A 17,080-nucleotide genomic window follows, 5' to 3' on the forward strand; every position below is an offset into this window, starting at 1 on the left:
TGCTCCTTTAAGGATGTAGCCCAGGCAGATAGCGGGTTTTGCCGTTATTGCCGCGCTTGGTGGCAGTCAGAATCTGATTGCGCTCTGCCGAATGGTGGCGGCAGCCGAAATGTATCCAGCCTGCCTCGCCGCGTTCCGGGAACTCGTAAATCAATTGGTCGAAGGCAATCGCGCCCTCGTCGCGCATTTGGATAATGTCTTTCGCCAGTTGCAGGTTGCTGATGCCGGATGCATCAATATCCGCCGCACTGCCGAAACGGTGGGCGGAGGTTTTCGAGCCGCCGACGGCACGGTTCACGGCTTCGCTGCGGTAGCAGGACAGCACATAAATCCCCACTTCGCGCCCGTATTTCTTGCCCAGCCAAGCACGGATTTTTTCTAGGCGCTCGGCAGTCTTTTTGATGTTTGCCAGCTCTTGCTCGTTTGGTGTATTGCTTAAGCCTAAGCGCCTACCGGTCGCGCTATTGGTAAGTTCGCGGTAGGTAAAGTGCACTGTGATTTTGGTTTCCGGTGTCATTTCGTTTCCTTTCTAATTTCCAGGCAACCTGAAATTTTGCCGTCTAGCGGCGCGCCTTGAAGGCGGGATTATCGCGGCAGCTGTCAGCAAACTCCTCCAGCCTCTTAGCGTATACGGTGGCGGTGTGCAGCGATTGGGTCAGCAGTTCCAACGCCCTGTCTTGGCTGGTACCGGCTCTGATTTGTGCCGCCGCCAGCCGAGGGGTATCGGTTTTGGGTTTTGGTTGGCTGCACACGGTCGGGTAGCCGGCGAGATTGGTGCAGGCTGACAGCCACAACAATGCAGCAGTCAGGATTACTTTTGCCATAATCGGTTTATCCTCCTCACGTTGTTAGCGGTGGCTCGGCCGACTTTTTCAGGCGACCGGTAAGCGGTGGACGGGTGTTTGGCAGCCAGCTCTGCCCGCATCTGCGCCAACTGTCGCGTGTGGGCTAGGATTTCCGCCTGACTGCCGGCATTATCCAGTTTGGCGTTTTGCAGTGCCTTGGTCTGGCTCTGTATCAACCCATCCTGCGCCACCATAATTTTTAATAATTCGTCCCGCTCGGATACCAAGGCCGCCAATTCGGCGTTTTTCGACGCCAGTGCGTCGGCAAAACCATACCACGAATAGCCGGTAAATCCGGCTAACGTGCCACAAATCACAATGCTGGCGATGTAGCGTTTAGGGAGTCCCCGTCTCATGCTTCACCTCCTTGTTCGGGCGGCGATATGGCAGGACGTTTACTCAATATACTCAGAGCTTTGTTGGTGCTGTTCGCGCCGTAGCTGGCGCAGATGTAAGCTAGGAAGAAATCAAAATGCAGGTTGTTGGTATAAGCCTGCCAACCAATAATGCAACTACAGACCAGATGTCCTGAAAACATCACAACCTTAGATAAACTGGCAGCTTCGCTACCAAACCCCGTTAATAAACCTTTCATAGATACGCTCCCAGTCTCGCGGCAGCGGTCTCCAACTGCGCCCGCGTCGCCGCGTCCAATTCCCCCTCCGCATACACGGCGAGATACCCCGCCACGCGCCCGCCTTTTTTGACCGGGTAGCGGTATACCCGCCGCACGCCGTAGCCGTGCGCCAGCAGGTCGGTATTCAGGCTAGGGGTTTCATCCGCCGTGCCGTCGGCAAAGTAAAAACCCTGCTTCTCCGGCTGCCACACCGACACGTTGGGCTGCCCAGCGAGGATGCGCTCGACCGTGGCCTTGCCGCTCAAAATCGGCAGCCACGACAGCCCGATTTCTGACACCATGCGCTGCTCGTCCTGCTTGGTCTTCGCGAACACTAATAAACGCCCCTGATATTCGTAGGGGTTGCTGCTCGGCACGAACTTGTAGCCCAAAATGGCTTGTACGTTCTCCATTGCCACTCCATCCGCCGCGTGCTCGGCGGCTTTATCCTCTACAAACCCGTTCGGCGTTTGCACATAAGGGGTAGTCAACCCATCCTTGTGCACTCCCTCGATAACTACTCCGGCGTTTTTCTGGCTGAACCGGTCGATCAGCGCGATGGGGTCGGCTTTCCACAGTATCAACACCGTGACCCCGGCGAGAAACAACAGCAAACCGCGCCGAAAACCGACCTGCTTGAGGAAATCGACAATGGTTTGGTATTTATCCTGTTCCGGCATTTCATTCTCCGTTTTCAGGCAGCGCCGCCCGTAGGTATCCGGCCAGCGCGGCCGGGCTGTAGTGCTCGGGTTCAGCCAACCCCAAAGCTGCCGCGCACCACTCGCTGCAAAACCATTTGTGTTGGTCGTCACGCCAGTGGGTAATCACGCCAACGGCACCCAGCCAGTCGTAGCGCTGCCCGTGCGTGGCGGCGTAGTGCTTGAGCGTGTCCGTATAAGCGTTACTTTGGAGAACAGGGATTAAGTCCCATTTATCCGCCGGCAGCGGCATGGGTTTGGTGCGCACGCCGCCGTCGCGGATACTGGACGAGTAGCAGGCGTATTGCACTGCACCGGTTTCATTTTTTTCAGACAGCCTAACGGCCAATTCGCAATGGCTGTATAGGCTTTTGGTGAGCGTGCGGATCAGCCAATCGCAAAGGCGGGCGGCGGCCACTTTTGGGTGGTACCACGAACCGTCTCTGCGCCCGCGGTATAAAGCCAAATAAATCGGTTGCGTGTTCATTTGGCAGCCTCTTCCAATTCGGCGGCCGCCTGCTCAAAAGTCTGCGTCCAGCCTCCGCTGTAATCATATTCGAGTGGGTGTTCAGCCTGCTCCATCACCGCTTTGTGGCGCTCAGCATTTTTATAGTCGGCCTGCTCGTCTAGCAGCAACTTAATAGATAACTCGTCCAGCAACTCCTTGGTCATGATGACAAAGCTGTTGTCCATCGTTTTCCAAGACAGGTTTTCGGGTAGTGTTTTCAGGGTGCGCATAAAGGTGTACTGCTGGCGGCTCTCGTCGTTGTTGTGGAACCACTTATCAACGGATTTAATGTACACCCCGCCGCGTAGGTTTTCGTGGCGTTTGATCTTGATGCGCTCCCACATTTCCGCCTGCTGCTCGGCCTTAAGCCGGGCGGCGCACTCGGGGTCGATGTGCCACTGCTCGCCGTCCCAAGTGCTGGATGGGCAGGGCGGCTGCTCTGCCAGCACCGGCTTGCCGTCTTTGCCCGGCATAATCACTTGTCCGCCAGACTGCCCCGCCAGCAGTGCGGCGTGCTGCTCGGCGCTAATCGCCACCGCATCTTCAGGTAGCCTGCTGTGTATTTGGTCGTCGTAAAAACCGCCGGTGGATTGTGAGTAATACAGTGTCATGAGTTATCTCCCGTTATTTGCCGATGGCACGCCATAAAAAGCCCTGGAAATCATTGGCCGCCGCACCTTGAGCCCATGTGTTAAGCATGGCGCTAAAGCCGGTGGCCGTTATCTCTCCCGCGCCGATGGTTAAGTCAGTGCCCACCGAGCCCGACCGGCCGCTGCTTTTGACGGTGATTTGCACGTTGTAGCACTCGGAGGTAAACGCAATCGGAAACACCACTTTCACCGGCCCTTCTCCCTGCCAGCCCGTCAACACCTCGCCCCATTGGTCGATGAGGCCGTTGGCCTGTTTGGTGTAGCCGTTGGTGCTGGCTTGGTGCGGCATGGCGGCGGCGAGCTGCTGCTTAACCGCTTCGCCCAAGTCGCTGATTTCGGCGGCGCGGTGGGTATGGTTTCTGTCGGCCTTGTCCTGCAACTGTGCGGCCAGCGTGGAGGCATCCAGCGCTCCGGCATTGGTTACTTTGCCGTAAGCCTTAATCCACATCACCACATCATCTAGGCTGTCTTTGGCCTTGATGCACAGCACCATGCCGATGTATTTCGGCGTGTTGTCCTGATAATAGGGCTGGGGCGTGTATTGGTCGGTGTAGGCGTGGTCGTAAGTGATGGGGACAGCGTGTTTTTGGTGGTATTTGCCGCTGCCGGCCTGCACATGCTCCTGCCCAAACATATCTGTGCCGTTGTTTTTGCCCTCGCCGCCGCCCAGTTGTCCGTAGATGACAAACATCGGGTCGCCCGCTTTGATTTGATTGGGGTAATACTTATCCACCGGCAGGCGTTTGAGCAGCAGGTCGTCGTTGCCGTAGGCCACAAGCCCCAAAACATGATGATGGTCGCCTACTGTCCACGGGTATTGCTGGCCGATTTGGCCGCTGCTGCCCACGTTGCGCACAAAGTAATCATCTACCGGCTTGACGTTGGCAATGCTGCCGTATTGCGCCACCAGTTTGCGGTAGAGCTCTGGATAGGCGGACTGGGTAACTCTAGTGGCAATCTCGTCGTATTTAATCCAGCCGTCCGGGATGTCGCCAAACGGGAAATAGGCGGTCATGCCGATGTCGGAGCGCGTGAGGTTGGGCAGCTTGTTGCCGCCCAATACGCGGTACAGGTCGGGATAGGTGGCCTGGGCAAAGGTGCTGCCGTCGGCCTTTAAAAAGCCTTCTTGGCTGGTAATCGCGCGCGGAAAGCCGATTACCGCGCCAACGGGCAGGCCTTTGCCGCCGGCTTGCTCGTCGATGATTTTGCGTAATGCGGTCAGCATTTGGTTGTACTGGCTCGGGTCTACCGTCAGCCCGGCCGCCTCGATTACCGCGCAAATCTCTTCCTGCGTGTGGTCGAACCACGCCGCCCCGGGAATGGTTGGCAGCAGGCCGCCTGCAGGGTTGCCGCTTTGGAATCCGTGTTTGCCCGCGCCGAATTTGTCGCGCTGGGCGCGCTTTTCTAGGTCTGCCCGTTTCATGGTCTCATCCTATGTATTTGAAAATCAGTTGGGTATGCGCCTGTTTTTCTCGGTTCAGTACGCACTCGATATGCGTATTCCCCCAAGTAGCCAGCGGCTCTTCGCAGTGGCTCTGACAGGTGGCTTCGATATATTGCTTGTCGGCCTTGAGCGATATCGACCAAGTAAACAGCCAGTCGGGGTGGTCGAATACCGCAAATTCACAGTCACTCTCGCAGGTGTGCAGAGTGAACCGTTCTATTTGAGCTTCACTCTGTCCCAATCTCTCCAGAATCGCTAAATAGCGGGTACGTCTTGCGCCGCCGGTATCCACCAATTTGTTGTAAACCGCCTGCCGCCGTTCGGCGACGGATTGGATGCCTACCGTGCAGCGGTCGGGCAGGTTCAGGCTGTGTTCGTATTCCACCAACAGCAGCGTAGCCAACCTAGGATCAATCTCCTGCCAGAGCGTGGTATCTAAATCGTCCACCGCCTCCAGTTCGCGGGCGGTTTTTTGTAGCAGCTCAGCCGGTTCATCTGCCTGTGGGTCGAGCGCGATGCCGGGCGGCAGCAATTTGCCTAATGCGTTCAGGTAGCCCATTCGATTTGCCCCAAACTAACCAACTCTCCTACTGCCGGCGTGATATCGCCGGCGGGCAGTAGCAGCTGGTGGTCGTATTCGCCGGCTGCGTTGGATATGGCCTGCGTGAGGTGGCTGCGCGGGATGGCGTGGCCACGTGCCGGCAGTTCCAAATCGCCGGCCGCGTCATAAGCCACAGGGGAAGCGTTGGCATCCAACACTCGGCTCAATTCCACTTTCACCGCCGCCCGCACTTCCGGCGTATCCGGTGTAATCTTGATTTTGAAATTCACCGGCTTGGGCAGTGGTGATACCACATGGATTTCGCCGTTCGGCAGCGCACTGTGCTCCAAATGCTTCTGCACTTCGGCCAGTTCGGCGGCATCGGGGAAGATGTTGCTGTCGTGGTCGCGCACCACATACACGGTTACCGTGCCCAGCCCGCTCAATTTTGGCGCCGGCCACACACGGGTGATGCCGGGAACTTCCTTCGCCCAGCGTATCCAATCGGCTAATTTGCCCACCTGTCCGCCGAGGTTGCGGCTTTCCACCACCCTGCGGCGGAGCTCGGGCAGGCTCTCGATGTCCGAGCCGCCGCTTAAATAAGCAACGGTGGCAGTGTTCTCAATGCCGGCTATCGGGTTGGCGAAACGCAACATGGCGCCGTTGTCGGTATTGCCGGCTGCACCGGGCTGGGTGGCGCACACCCGCAGCGTGGTACTGCCGCCGCTATCGGTAATCACCCCCTCCACCACGGCAAACTGCACCGAATCACTGCGGTTGAACAGGGTGCCTTGCGGGATTTCGATCCCGCCCGCGCCGCGCACCACCACCCTGCCCACCGCAGGCACGGCCGCACGGCGTTTGCTGCCTTGCAGCCATAACCCAACGTGCAGGTTTTCCAGCACATCGTCATCGCAGGTTTGCGGGAACATCTGGCGGGTGCGCCAGTCGATATGCTCGTGGATGCCGTGCACCGCTGCGGCCAGCGCCCGCGCAAACGGGGTGAACAGGTTGCGGCGCAGCGCCGGTGAAGCGTTGGCGCGCGGCAGCTCGGTTTCCAGCCGTCGATTTAATTCAGGCAGGCTTTCTTTATCGTAGGGCATGGCGCACTTCCAAATTCAGCGTGGTATCGTCGATTTTTACCTGTAGTCCAAGTACGGTAGGTCGTGGGGTATATGCGGTGATGGATACGCGGCGGGCTACGCCGTCCTGCGTCAGCCAGGCCAGGGCAGTTCTGGCGTAGTCCTCCGCCAACCGTAGGGTTTCGTGGATTTCCTTACTGCGCTGCAGCTCCCACAGGCGGCTGCCCCAGCGGTCGTTTTCGGCGAGGCTGTCACCCCACCATCCGCGCCCCGGGCTGCCGTCGGCTTCAATGCCGCGTGCATCGCAAAACAAGCTCAGCACCACCGCACAAACTAATTCGTCTTCCAGCTGATTAAACGGGATGCCCAGGTTCAAATCCAGTACCAGTTTTGTCATTTAACCGGTCCTCCGGTGTTATCTCCGCCGCTCTGCACGCCGCTGTGGGCATGGTCTTCCAGTTTCACGCCGTCGGCGCTCACCGAATCCGCGGTTACGGTGTCCACATTAAAACCGCCTTCCATATGGCTGCCTGCCGTAGCGCTCATATTCAGCTCGCCGCCAGCCTTCTGCTCAACGTTTCCGGCAGCCTGCGTAGAAACATTGCCGCTGGCCTCGATGGAAAAATCCTTGCATTTCAGCGTTACGTTGCCTTGCTCGTCCATCTTGAACAGCTGCCCGAATTGGGCATACATCGCGCTCTCGCCGGATTTCAAAGTCGGCGAATACTGCGGATGCTCGCAGGCCACAACGATCATGTGGTCGCGGCTGCCGCCCACCGCCACCGCCACCAAGGTGGAACCGGCGGGCGGATGGCCGCTGTGGCCGTAGTTCTGCACCCGCTCCACCTCATCGCGGGTTTCGCCTTCCAGCAGGCTGATCTGCATCATCTGCAGGCCGCTGGTGCGCAGCAGGTTAAGTACGCCGCGCGCTACCAGCAGCCGGATTTTTTGCAGGGGATTCATTGCGCTTCCTTCTACCGCGGCGCTTACCGTGGCCGCGGCCTTGTTTTTGTCTCGGTTGTTCGGCCAGCTGGTCGTAAGCATTTGGGTCGGCCAGCTGCAGTTTGGCAATCGTGCCTTCCTGGTCGTTCAGGATGTATTCGATTTCGGAGATCACCATCTCCTCGTTGTCTTTATGGATGCGCGCCGCCTGCACCTGCACGCGCAGGCCGGGGAGCCATAAGTCGCCCTGGTCGCCGGCCTGCCGCCAGCTCTGCACGGTTATTTCCGCACGGTCTGCCTTGCCTTCGCGCATAGTGGCTTCGTGCTTGGCGCGCGCCGCCGGGCTCTGGCTTTGGTCTTCCGCTAGAATCAGCAGCGGCCGGTAGCGCTTCACTGTGGCATCGGTAGCGTTGCCTTTGCCGTCGTGCTTGCCGCGCCCTTGCGATTTCACGATGTATTCGCTGTATTGCTCGCTCTCATCCTGCGTGCTCTCCGCGCTCAGGATGTTCTGCCCTTCCACTAGCGCCGTTCCGGCCGGCGTTTGGTCGGGCAGGTCGATAACCAGGCATCCGCTGCCGTTGGTCCACATCATCAGCGCTTTCATACGCAGCAGGCGTTGCAGCGCATCCTGCACCGTTTCGCTGTCTTCCAGCGCGAAGCTGGCAATGGTTTCGTTTGCCGCTTTCTCGCCGCGCGCGCCGATAAACACTTCAATCCCGAACGGCCGGCACAGGTCGGCGGCAATTTGTTTCAGGCTGGCGCTTTTCCATTGCCCACTTTTATGGATGGCCGAGCAGTCGGTCAGGTCGGCAGTTTTATCCCGTCCTTCCACCGAAAACCATGTATCGGTGGCACTGTAGCCCTGCCGCGTGCGGTTCACATAACCGGTCACCACCGCCACCCCGTCAATTTTCACCACGCAGCTGTCGCCAGTTTGAATCGGACGTACCTCCAACTGCCCGGGCCATCGCTCGGTAACCGTTAAACTAAAACTGCCGCTCATCTGCTCGATGCCGCGCTGGATGGATATCTCCGTCCAGCCGCCAAAAATCTGGTTATTGACCCATAACTCACATTTATTCGCCATCGCGTAGCACCTCGACCCGACCCGCTGGCACAAACAGCGGGTGGCGCACATGGTTGCGCGCCACGACGTCTTCATACGCCTCAATGCTGCCGTTGACACGGTATGCCACCAGTAGTGCAGGCAGGTTATCCAGTGTTTCTACCACCGCCAGCTCGCGGATAGTGGGTAGCCTTGCCTGGGCGGTGCGTACCACTTGTGCCTGCACCGCATCCAGCGCGCGGAACAGCCGCCCGCTGGCCTGCTGCATTTCGTTATGCAGTGCGGAGAGGGCTAGGTCGCGATCAGACAGCAATTCGCTTTGGCTGGCGTAATCATGACTACCAATGCCGCGCGCCTGTTCCAACACCAACGTGCGGCGTACTGCATCAGCCAAGCTGGGCGGCATCGGCGGCAAGTCCGTTTGGTTGCGCGGGGAATAGGGCAGTGTCCACTGCGGTCGCGCGCTAATTTGTGGCTCGCGCCCGCGCAGCGTATCCAGCATTGCCCGGTCTCTATCCGGGCGGCTGGTTACCTGGAAAGCCGGCATCTCGGCCAAATTACCCGCACTCTGGCTTTTGTCTGCCTGCCATGAGCTGCCTGTATCCCGCTGGAACGGGGCGGCAATCTTACGGATCAGTCCGGCTACGCGGTAATACAGCTCTATCGGCTTAGCCAACAAACCACGGCCGCCGGAAGTCAGCCTCTCTACCCCCGCCAAACCGCGCTCGAGCGGCGTCAGGTAATATTCAAACCCTTTCATCAGCTCGTCTGCCCGCTGAGCCGCCACGTCCAGCCAACCGTCGATATCGCGCAGCCATTCCGCTTCAAACTTCATCCCTACCTGTGATAGCGCATCATCTACCAAGCCGGATAGCAGGCCGCCGGCGTCTTCCTGCACGTCCGGCTCGTTGTTTTCGCCCGCCTCCACAAACGACAGCCGGAAATCAAACCGCCCGCCCTCAGCACGCGGATAAGTTACCGACTGCTGCCCGTCGTGCTGCACAAACACGCTGCCATACCACGGATGAATCAGCGTGCCGGGTCCTTCGCTTTCCAGCGCATCCACCAGCGCGTCATATTCGGGCTGCGTCAGCACAAAGGCATGCACAGAGAAGCGTCGCACCTCGCGTCCCAAGTCTTCGGCGAACGGCAAATCCCGATACGGATACTGGTGCAGCACATTGCGCCGCCCGAATTGGCCTTCCGTTTCGTCTACCTTAAACGGTACGCCCTTAAACGATGCTTCACGTAACGCCATTACTGCGCTCCTGTATTGGTTCGGCCCACATTCAACTTGGTCTGCGGCGTACCGACTGCCGTGGTGGATACGTTCAGGGTGGCCGGCGCACTCACCATCACCTTAATTTCCCCACCTATTTTCGCCGCCGAGATGCTCTGTGCGGCAGCATCCCCGGATGCTTTCACCGCTTCCGCGGCCTGCTGTGATGTGCCGTCCAGCACCGCCTGGCTACGCTGCCGCTCGGCCTCCATCTGCCGGTTGATTTCCAGTGCCTCGATTGCCTCTTTATTGCCGTGCCATGCCTGAAAACGCGCCACCAATTCGCCGATCACGTTCTCATCGCTATGTTCACGCGCATACTGGGCATCCTCATTCCCAAACCAAGACAGTACCGTTGCTACCGTCTGCCCCACCGCACTATCGAACTTCTGCCCGGTTTCGGTTTGCAGATAGGTTTCGCGGGCTGCCGTGCCGACCGCCCAACCTGCGCTGAATGCGGTTACCGCCGCGGCGGCGATGTTGGCCGCCTGGGCGAATTTACCCAGCGCACCGGCGGCCCCGGCCGCTTCGCCACCCAAACCACCCAAGCCACCCAACCCGGGTAGTGCGCCGCCACCAAAACCGCCACCCGGCATATTCACCACAAATACCGGCTGCACCCCGGCCGCATGCTCCATCGCTTTAGCGGTAGCCAAATTACCGCCGATCCCGAGCAGGCCGCCACCACCACGCAGGCCGCGCGTCAACCTGATAGCCATTCCGCCCAGCAATGCGGCCGATAAGGCACCACCGCCGATTTTCAGCATCGATTCCCCACTCAAACCCAAGCCGCCCTGTTCTTTCGAATCCATCATGAAGCCGACCACGTTGGTGAATGCGTTATCCAACGGCCGCATCACGCCGTCTTCGATTGCTTCATGGAACGCGCCTTTCAGGCGGTTGGCTTGGGTCACGGCATTGTCCATTGCCGTGCCGAGGTCGCGGTCTACTGTGCCGGTAGCGTTGCGTAGCTGGCGGTTGAACTCGTCGATTTTGTCTAATGTGCCGTCATCCATCGCCTTGCGCAGACCGCGCTGGGTGTCTAAGTCCATCTTGCCGAAAGCGGACGTGATGAACTGGTTGCGCTGTGCATCGGTGGTCAGCTTGTCATAGGCCGTTTTCATGTCGCGGATAACGGCCAACGGGTCGCGCCGTGCGCCTTTGGCATCGAAGAAGCTCACGCCAGTGGCTTTTTCCGCCTGCTGAATATATTTACCGTTGGTAAAGATTCGCAGAGTGCTATCCACCAAGGTCGCTAGGCGTTCGGCCTGCGGTTCGGATTGCGACAATGCCTCAGTCAATGCCAAGGTCTGATCCAGCGTAAAGTTGGCATCCTTGGCGCGGCCGCCCACGCGGGCGAAGATATCCGGCAGGTTTTCCAGCTCGGCATTACCCAAGCGCCCGGCCACCACCATCCTATCCAACAGCCCTTCCACCGCCGCCTTGTCGGTAATGTCAATGCCGAACTGCTCACGCGCCACACCCAGTGCCTTACCCAGTTGGTCGGCATTGGTTTTGGCTACCTGTAATGTTTTGGATACCGGCTCGGCCGCACCGCGGATGGCGGTGATGTCCAACCCTGCAGCCTGCAGGCTTTCTGCCAACTCTTTCTGGTCGGTGAGTAGTGTGCCGTAGCGTTTTTGATTGTCGTAGGCTTCGCTGCGCCACGATTCCATTTCCGCGCGGCTGGCGCCGAGGTTTACCTGTAGGCGGCGCATATCGCGCTCGAATTGAGCGGTATCTACCGCCAGCTTGATACCGCCCACGGTAACGCCGATACCGGCCAATATCCCTTTCAGGCTGCCCAGTGTGCCCTTCACCCGCTCGAATTCGCCGCGGATGCCGGCAGAGAAGCGGCGCGTGCCTGCAGCGGCTGTATTCATGCCGCGCAGGTAGCCTTGCGCATCCGCGCCGATGACTACTTTCAACTCTTCCCTGCTCATTTATCTTTCCCGGTTAAGATTTCGATATAAAACTGGAAGCGGGCTACCGGCAGGTTCAAAATATCCTGCTCGCGCCAGCCGGTCTTCATGGCGATGAGGAACACGCAGCGCCAGAAGTTTTTCGGCCGCCCGCTTATTCTTCCCCCTCGTCGCCCTCCTCCAGCTGGGTAAGGGCATCAGAGAGCCGTGCCACATCGACCGGTTTCAACTCTTTCATCATGCCCATCGTCACTTCGCCGTCGAATCCTTCCAGCTTTTCGATCAGGCGCGAAATCAGCGCCACCTTGAAGGCATACTGCCGATACACCGGCGCGTTCACTTCCGCGGCGATATAGTCCGCCACCGTCGGTTCGCGCAGCACCACATCCTTCAGCCGCTGCTCGTTGACTTTGAATCCAAGTTTTAAGGTTACAAGTTGGGTACGCATAAGAATCTCCTGTGTTGTCATAAAGGGAAATACATCAATGGCAGGCTACATTTTCAGGTAGCCTGCCATGACAAAACAGGGGCATTTTGGGCAAAAGAAAACGCCCCCGCAGGGCGTTATGCACAGGATAGATAAACGTTAATGAGCCGCTCGGTTTCGGATAGAAAAATATCCTTGGTTATCCACATCAATAGAAATAGAACCGCGGTCGATGACGGCCATTGGCGCTTGCGGAATATATGGGTAGAGCCCGGCCCGCTCCATCAACAAGCCGGGTACATCTTCGTTTGAAGCGACTAGCTTACCCACTATCCCATTAAAAATTTCGACACATCGCCCGTCAGGTGCCCACCCAGCAGAATTCCCGTCGGTAGAGTATTCCATACAATGCCCGGATAAAACGCGCACATCTTGCTGATTATCCCCAACCGCCTCCAACATATTGCTCTCGTCCATTCCTATAATTTGCCAGCGGCGGCGTTTAAACCCATCCCCGCTTTTATCAACCGTAGGCTTATTGACTGGCAATCCAACAGTCAGCTCATCCGAGTTAAGTTTATCAGTGGTGAATTCAAACGCTGTTTCCGGCGGCCTGATCTCGGATGAAGCGTGAGAAGCCACAGCGGGCTGCTCAACTGCCGATGTGTCTTGCCCGCCGCAGGCAGACAGGAAAACAGCGAGCATTAAAACAGAATAAGTCTTCAGCATAATTGCTCCATAAATAACGAAAAGCGAAGTCATTATACCCGTGCACAATAAAGCCGCCCACGCGGGGCGGCTGCTTGCTTCACACACAACACACACAGGAGGGAAATCTATACGCGCTCGGCTTCCTGCCCGCCGATGGTTACGTCCACTTCGTGGCCGGAAAGCTCTACCGCATCCACCACCGAAGCATTGCGGATCAGGTAACGCTGGCCGCTGTCGGTTTCGAAGGTGGCGGTAAAATTGCGCCAACGCTGCACGGCGGTGATGTCCAAATCGCCGGTGTGTACGATTTTGGCTTTAATTTCGGCAGCCTGCAATTCTTTTGTGGCCGCGCCCACTACCCCGGTGACCGCGGTCACCATCTCGGCCACCGGGCCGCCCGGTTTCAGGGTGGCGCCTTCTTTCGATTGTAGGCGCTGGCCGTTCACGCGCACATAGCATAATCCGGTTACATTACTCATAACTTATTCCTTATAAACGATATTGCACAACCGCAGCGAAGGTGCGGAACTGGTTCACCAAATTCGGCGGCAGCACTGCGTTCACACGGTCCGGGTCGGTTTTGCTGCGCAATACCAGTCGGTTTTTCTTGCTGGTATCCACATCTTCCACGATACCCATTTCTTCCAAATCACGCTCCAGCGCGGTGATTTCGTCGCTGATCATCTGCGGGGTTACAAATTTCTGCCCCGGTCCGATATTGGTGCCGTCGTTCACCAACTTGTGGCGCGGGAAGCGCAGGGCGATGCGGGCGCGCACCTGATAACGGTAGTAATCCACCGTCCACTTCGCTTCCAAACTGCTCAGGCTGGTATCGTCCAAGCCCAGCGCATTCTGCTGGTAGTAGGTAACCACCCGCTCTAAATACACTTCGCCGGCCGCGTTTACCGTGGTGGTGGAAATACCGTCTCGCACCAGCAAGGTGCGCTCGCCGTAATTGAAACGGTCTTGCAGGCGCGGTGCACGCACCCCGGGCACCTTCACCGCCTTCAGCGGCAGGGCCGGGTCTTGGTTGCCGTAGTATTGGCAGGTCAGTCCGAAGCAGGTGGCGCGTACCGGCGCCCAAGTCGGGCAGCCTTTCAAGCCCCAGCCGCTGCCGTGCGCACTGTTGCGCTTGTTGCCGAAGGTAGTCAGCTCGGCATGGGTGCCGTTTAACGCGTTGAACACATGGCCTGTCTTCATGTTCATACCGCCCCAGCGCCCATTCATGTCGGCTTCAATTTTGGCAAGGTTGTTCTGGTCGGTATAAGGGCTGATGATGGTATAGAACCATTGCTCGTCCACCGCCGCCAGCGCGGCGGCCACATCCGGCGCGCCGCTGCCGCCGGCCAACGCCCCCACGCCGTTGCTGCCCCCGGAAATAGTGACGGTGATGCCGCGCGGCAGGCGGTCGTCGTCGAAATACTGCCACGCCACTTCCATGCCGTTGCCGGTTTCGCCTTTATTGCGCGCCGTCAGCGTAACCACTTTGTCTTCCACCGCGCTGCTGACGGGCAGGTCGGTACGGGCGGCCAGCACTGTATTGATTTTTTTTGCGATGGCGGCGGCATCCTCGCCACTGGCCACCACCACCTGCACCTGCTCGCCGGCGATATACAGGTTCAATACCCGGCTTTCAATCGCCTGGCCGGCCACGGTAATGGTGGCGCTGGCGGCCACGCCAGTATCTTCGAGCGCGATGGCGGACACATCCAAAAAGCCAACTTCATCAAACACAGCCTGCATACCCAACGCCATGCGGTGCAGCATTGAACCGCGTCCGAACTGTACCTCCGCATCCTGTGCGCTGGTGATGCGGCGTGGCGTGAGCAGCGGGGTGGTGCCGCTATCCAGTTTTTGCCCCATCAATAACACTTTACGCTCTACTGCCACGGGCCCTTCCAATGCACGGGAGGGATCGATTTCCAAGAAGATCCCGCCAAGCGGGGTATCGGAAGGAATCGTATCAAATACAATATTATCAGCCATTTTTATTTGCCTTTCGCTTTCGCTTCAGTTACCTCAATCAAATCCCCGTCGGACAGACGGCGGCGGTAATAGGCCGTTAGAGGCAACAATTGGCCTTCCGCGTCCACATAGCCCATACCGTCTTCCAGCCGAACCAACAGCCCGTCTTTCGGTTTTAAATATTTCTGTTCCATCACTTCAGCTCCACATTTGTTTTCACATCTGGCTGGCTGGTTGATTCGTCGCCATCCAACCACTTATGATGCTCGACCGCGCTTTCGTGCGGCTCAATATCAATTTTCACATCCACGCCGGAGAGCCGGCTGATGGCCTGCTCAACCTGCGGCGGATACATCGCTTCCGGCACATCGCCGCCGCCGAAATCCCAATCCAGGCAAGCTTCGTTCAACGGTCCGTAATCCGCCCGCAACAGAAACCAACCGAACGGCGGTTTGCTCTGCGCCGAAAACTGCACCTCGCGCGCCTCGATATGCGGCAGCCCGCCGGTGTTGCGTAGATAAGCGCGTAGCCGGGCATACAAGGCGATTTCTGCTTTCTCGATTACCGCACCCAATGCCGCCTGCTCTTCCACATCGCCCGGACGTCCCGGCACTTCCAGCTGGCCGGTAATCAGCAGCCGCAGCTTGCTGCGCCAGTCGCCATCGTTCTCAATCCGCTCCAACAGCACCGTGATCACCCCGTTTTGCAGCTCGTCGCGGCGTAAGGATTCGTGGTCAATCAGCGAGCCGCGCACGATTATGCCCGGCAGCGCTTCGGCAATCCCGCTTTTCAAGCGGTCGATTTCGGCCTGAAAAATATTCATCCCAATACCTCCCGCACACCGCGCCGTACTTCATCACGGATAATTTGCACCATCCGCGGCGCCGCATCCTCAAAAGCCGGCTGCCAAAACGGATGGGCCTTGGTGCCGTGGCGCTGGATATGCTTTTGCAGCCTGAAAACCGCCCGTTCCGGCTCCGCCGCCCGACGGGTTCTCAGCCAAGCCAGCAGCGGCGCAGGTGCCGGGCGGTAACCGGCGCGGGTGCCTTTCTCCAGATGGATAGCGTAATCGGTACCTGGCAGCACTTCCCGCTCCAGCGTGCCGGTTTTCTCAACCGTGATTGCCTGAATCAGCGTGGAAAGTGCGAGGCTGTCGTTTTGTCGAAGCTTCTGCCTGGCAGTCTGCACCATCTGCAGTCCGGCTGCATCCAACCCGCGTTGCAGGTGGCGCTCCATCGCTGCCGGCGCTTGCTGCAGTGCGGCCAGCACATGGGCGTCGTTAATGCGGTAATGCATCCTCATCACAGCACCCGCCGTTCGAATTCCGCCAACAGTTCCTGATACAGGTAGGCCGGCGTGCCATTCTTCGGCACACTGCCGATACCTTCGCGCAGCTGGTAGGAGGTAGTGGCATTACGCATGGCCAGATCGCGCATGGCTTCGGCTTGCGCGCGCAGATGCAGCAAATCCAGTAGTTCCGAATCCAGTGTGCAGGCGGTATCGGTTAATACATGGTCGGCACAATATTCCAGCTCGCAGCGGTTGCCTAATATCTGAATTTGCCGGGCACTCGGTGCCGGTTGTGCCTGCAGCAACCGTCCTTGGGCGCCGGGTAGTACCCGCCATTCCGGCAGCCTCCCCGGGTAGTCGTCCGCCCAGATTGCAGTGTGGGCCTTGTAACTGCGCCCCCACCAGCAGGCAAACACCGAGTTCAGGTCTTCAGGGCAGGGATACAACGCCTGCCACGCCGCCAACTCCAACACCTCCACCTTGTGCAACGGCCGCACCGCATTCAATGCGGCCAGCGCGGTACGCAGTAGGCGGGGATAATCCTCGTCCTTAAACATACGCTTGCTGTCCAGCATGGAGCTGGTCAGCCGTTCCGCGGCGGCGGTGAGTGTAGTCATTCGGCAACCTGTTCTTGTTTGGCATCCTGTTCGGGATGTTCACTATCTTTTTCAGCATCCTGCTTAGGCGCCTCTTCAACGGCCGGCGGCTGGTTGGGCTGCTGCAAACCACCGTCCTGCTGCTGGCTCGATTCATCCAGCAGGCGTGCTGCAATCGCGCCCAACACGCCTTTGCGCTGGGCACCGGTCTGTTCCAAATCGCCGAGCCGGGTCAGATCCTCGATGCTTAAGCCGGGTATAGCATCCACCACCTGCGCCACATTGCCTTTCAACAGTTCCACCAAGGGGTCGGCAGGCTGCGAGGGTGGGGCGGGGTCGGCTTCCGGTTGTGGTAGTAAGGCTGCGTCCACCAGGCGGGTATGCCCCGGCGGGATCATTACCGCACCCACAAAAACAGCGTGCGGCTGGTCGTTGTAATAGGGAAGTTGTTTCATGCTTCATCCTTATACCCGCCCCGGTATGGGGCGGGCCTTGGGT

The 17,080-nt window shown here is 58.5% G+C and carries 24 protein-coding genes; all 24 read right to left on the minus strand.

All coding sequences use genetic code 11. From position 1 onward, the window contains the following. Positions 1-7: 7 nt before the first annotated feature. A complete protein-coding gene (locus A7P97_RS07080; protein ID WP_067440854.1) occupies positions 8-517 on the minus strand; it encodes a D-Ala-D-Ala carboxypeptidase family metallohydrolase in 510 nt (169 codons plus the stop codon). A gap of 43 nt (positions 518-560) precedes the next feature. After that, positions 561-824 (minus strand): hypothetical protein, encoded by a 264-nt coding sequence (locus tag A7P97_RS07085; RefSeq protein WP_067440857.1) that lies wholly within the window; start codon positions 822-824, stop codon positions 561-563. Beyond that, the gene (locus tag A7P97_RS07090) at positions 812-1,201 is read right to left on the minus strand and encodes a hypothetical protein (RefSeq protein WP_067440860.1); all 390 of its coding nucleotides are present in this window, start codon (positions 1,199-1,201) and stop codon (positions 812-814) included. The genes A7P97_RS07085 and A7P97_RS07090 overlap by 13 nt, the downstream gene beginning before the upstream one ends. Further along, positions 1,198-1,440 (minus strand): hypothetical protein, encoded by a 243-nt coding sequence (locus A7P97_RS10170; protein WP_156496230.1) that lies wholly within the window; start codon positions 1,438-1,440, stop codon positions 1,198-1,200. The genes A7P97_RS07090 and A7P97_RS10170 overlap by 4 nt, the downstream gene beginning before the upstream one ends. Beyond that, the gene (locus A7P97_RS07095) at positions 1,437-2,141 is read right to left on the minus strand and encodes a hypothetical protein (protein WP_067440863.1); all 705 of its coding nucleotides are present in this window, start codon (positions 2,139-2,141) and stop codon (positions 1,437-1,439) included. Before A7P97_RS07095 ends, A7P97_RS10170 begins: the two co-directional genes overlap by 4 nt. A gap of 1 nt (position 2,142) precedes the next feature. Beyond that, positions 2,143-2,646, minus strand: coding sequence for an enoyl-CoA hydratase (locus tag A7P97_RS07100; RefSeq protein WP_067524119.1), 504 nt, complete (start codon positions 2,644-2,646; stop codon positions 2,143-2,145). After that, entirely contained in the window at positions 2,643-3,278 is a 636-nt protein-coding gene (locus A7P97_RS07105; protein WP_067524121.1) for a DUF4376 domain-containing protein, read from the minus strand. The genes A7P97_RS07100 and A7P97_RS07105 overlap by 4 nt, the downstream gene beginning before the upstream one ends. Before the next feature lie 13 nt (positions 3,279-3,291). Then, complete coding sequence (locus tag A7P97_RS10755; RefSeq protein WP_067524123.1) at positions 3,292-4,740, minus strand: phage tail protein; 1,449 nt, start codon at positions 4,738-4,740, stop codon at positions 3,292-3,294. 4 nt (positions 4,741-4,744) lie between these two features. Continuing rightward, complete coding sequence (locus A7P97_RS07115; RefSeq protein WP_067524126.1) at positions 4,745-5,320, minus strand: YmfQ family protein; 576 nt, start codon at positions 5,318-5,320, stop codon at positions 4,745-4,747. After that, a complete protein-coding gene (locus tag A7P97_RS07120) occupies positions 5,308-6,405 on the minus strand; it encodes a baseplate J/gp47 family protein (protein WP_067524128.1) in 1,098 nt (365 codons plus the stop codon). Before A7P97_RS07120 ends, A7P97_RS07115 begins: the two co-directional genes overlap by 13 nt. Further along, on the minus strand, positions 6,392-6,781 hold the full coding sequence (locus A7P97_RS07125; protein WP_067524130.1) for a phage GP46 family protein: 390 nt from the start codon (positions 6,779-6,781) through the stop codon (positions 6,392-6,394). The genes A7P97_RS07120 and A7P97_RS07125 overlap by 14 nt, the downstream gene beginning before the upstream one ends. After that, positions 6,778-7,347, minus strand: coding sequence for a phage baseplate assembly protein V (locus tag A7P97_RS07130; protein WP_067524132.1), 570 nt, complete (start codon positions 7,345-7,347; stop codon positions 6,778-6,780). The genes A7P97_RS07125 and A7P97_RS07130 overlap by 4 nt, the downstream gene beginning before the upstream one ends. After that, positions 7,298-8,413, minus strand: coding sequence for a phage baseplate assembly protein (locus A7P97_RS10445; protein WP_067524134.1), 1,116 nt, complete (start codon positions 8,411-8,413; stop codon positions 7,298-7,300). Before A7P97_RS10445 ends, A7P97_RS07130 begins: the two co-directional genes overlap by 50 nt. Next, positions 8,403-9,650, minus strand: coding sequence for a DNA circularization protein (locus tag A7P97_RS07140; protein WP_067524136.1), 1,248 nt, complete (start codon positions 9,648-9,650; stop codon positions 8,403-8,405). The genes A7P97_RS10445 and A7P97_RS07140 overlap by 11 nt, the downstream gene beginning before the upstream one ends. Beyond that, positions 9,650-11,614, minus strand: a complete 1,965-nt coding sequence (locus A7P97_RS07145; RefSeq protein ID WP_067524138.1) for a phage tail tape measure protein — start codon at positions 11,612-11,614, stop codon at positions 9,650-9,652. Before A7P97_RS07145 ends, A7P97_RS07140 begins: the two co-directional genes overlap by 1 nt. A gap of 133 nt (positions 11,615-11,747) precedes the next feature. Beyond that, a complete protein-coding gene (locus tag A7P97_RS07150; RefSeq protein WP_064087706.1) occupies positions 11,748-12,041 on the minus strand; it encodes a phage tail assembly protein in 294 nt (97 codons plus the stop codon). A gap of 138 nt (positions 12,042-12,179) precedes the next feature. Next, complete coding sequence (locus A7P97_RS07155; RefSeq protein ID WP_067524140.1) at positions 12,180-12,749, minus strand: hypothetical protein; 570 nt, start codon at positions 12,747-12,749, stop codon at positions 12,180-12,182. 107 nt (positions 12,750-12,856) lie between these two features. Further along, complete coding sequence (locus tag A7P97_RS07160; RefSeq protein WP_064084039.1) at positions 12,857-13,210, minus strand: phage tail tube protein; 354 nt, start codon at positions 13,208-13,210, stop codon at positions 12,857-12,859. 10 nt (positions 13,211-13,220) lie between these two features. After that, the gene (locus A7P97_RS07165; RefSeq protein WP_064084038.1) at positions 13,221-14,717 is read right to left on the minus strand and encodes a phage tail sheath C-terminal domain-containing protein; all 1,497 of its coding nucleotides are present in this window, start codon (positions 14,715-14,717) and stop codon (positions 13,221-13,223) included. Positions 14,718-14,719: 2 nt separating this feature from the next. Further along, positions 14,720-14,890 (minus strand): DUF2635 domain-containing protein, encoded by a 171-nt coding sequence (locus A7P97_RS09745; protein WP_082887633.1) that lies wholly within the window; start codon positions 14,888-14,890, stop codon positions 14,720-14,722. Next, positions 14,890-15,519, minus strand: coding sequence for a hypothetical protein (locus A7P97_RS07170; protein ID WP_067524142.1), 630 nt, complete (start codon positions 15,517-15,519; stop codon positions 14,890-14,892). The genes A7P97_RS09745 and A7P97_RS07170 overlap by 1 nt, the downstream gene beginning before the upstream one ends. Next, entirely contained in the window at positions 15,516-15,998 is a 483-nt protein-coding gene (locus A7P97_RS07175) for a hypothetical protein (protein ID WP_067440907.1), read from the minus strand. Before A7P97_RS07175 ends, A7P97_RS07170 begins: the two co-directional genes overlap by 4 nt. Continuing rightward, the gene (locus A7P97_RS07180; protein ID WP_067524144.1) at positions 15,998-16,603 is read right to left on the minus strand and encodes a hypothetical protein; all 606 of its coding nucleotides are present in this window, start codon (positions 16,601-16,603) and stop codon (positions 15,998-16,000) included. The genes A7P97_RS07175 and A7P97_RS07180 overlap by 1 nt, the downstream gene beginning before the upstream one ends. Beyond that, entirely contained in the window at positions 16,600-17,037 is a 438-nt protein-coding gene (locus A7P97_RS07185; protein WP_067524146.1) for a hypothetical protein, read from the minus strand. The genes A7P97_RS07180 and A7P97_RS07185 overlap by 4 nt, the downstream gene beginning before the upstream one ends. Between the last annotated feature and the right edge of the window lie 43 nt (positions 17,038-17,080).

Origin of the sequence: Eikenella sp. NML070372, from assembly GCF_001648415.1 — a bacterium.
In the GTDB taxonomy this organism is placed as follows: Bacteria; Pseudomonadota; Gammaproteobacteria; order Burkholderiales; family Neisseriaceae; genus Eikenella; species Eikenella exigua.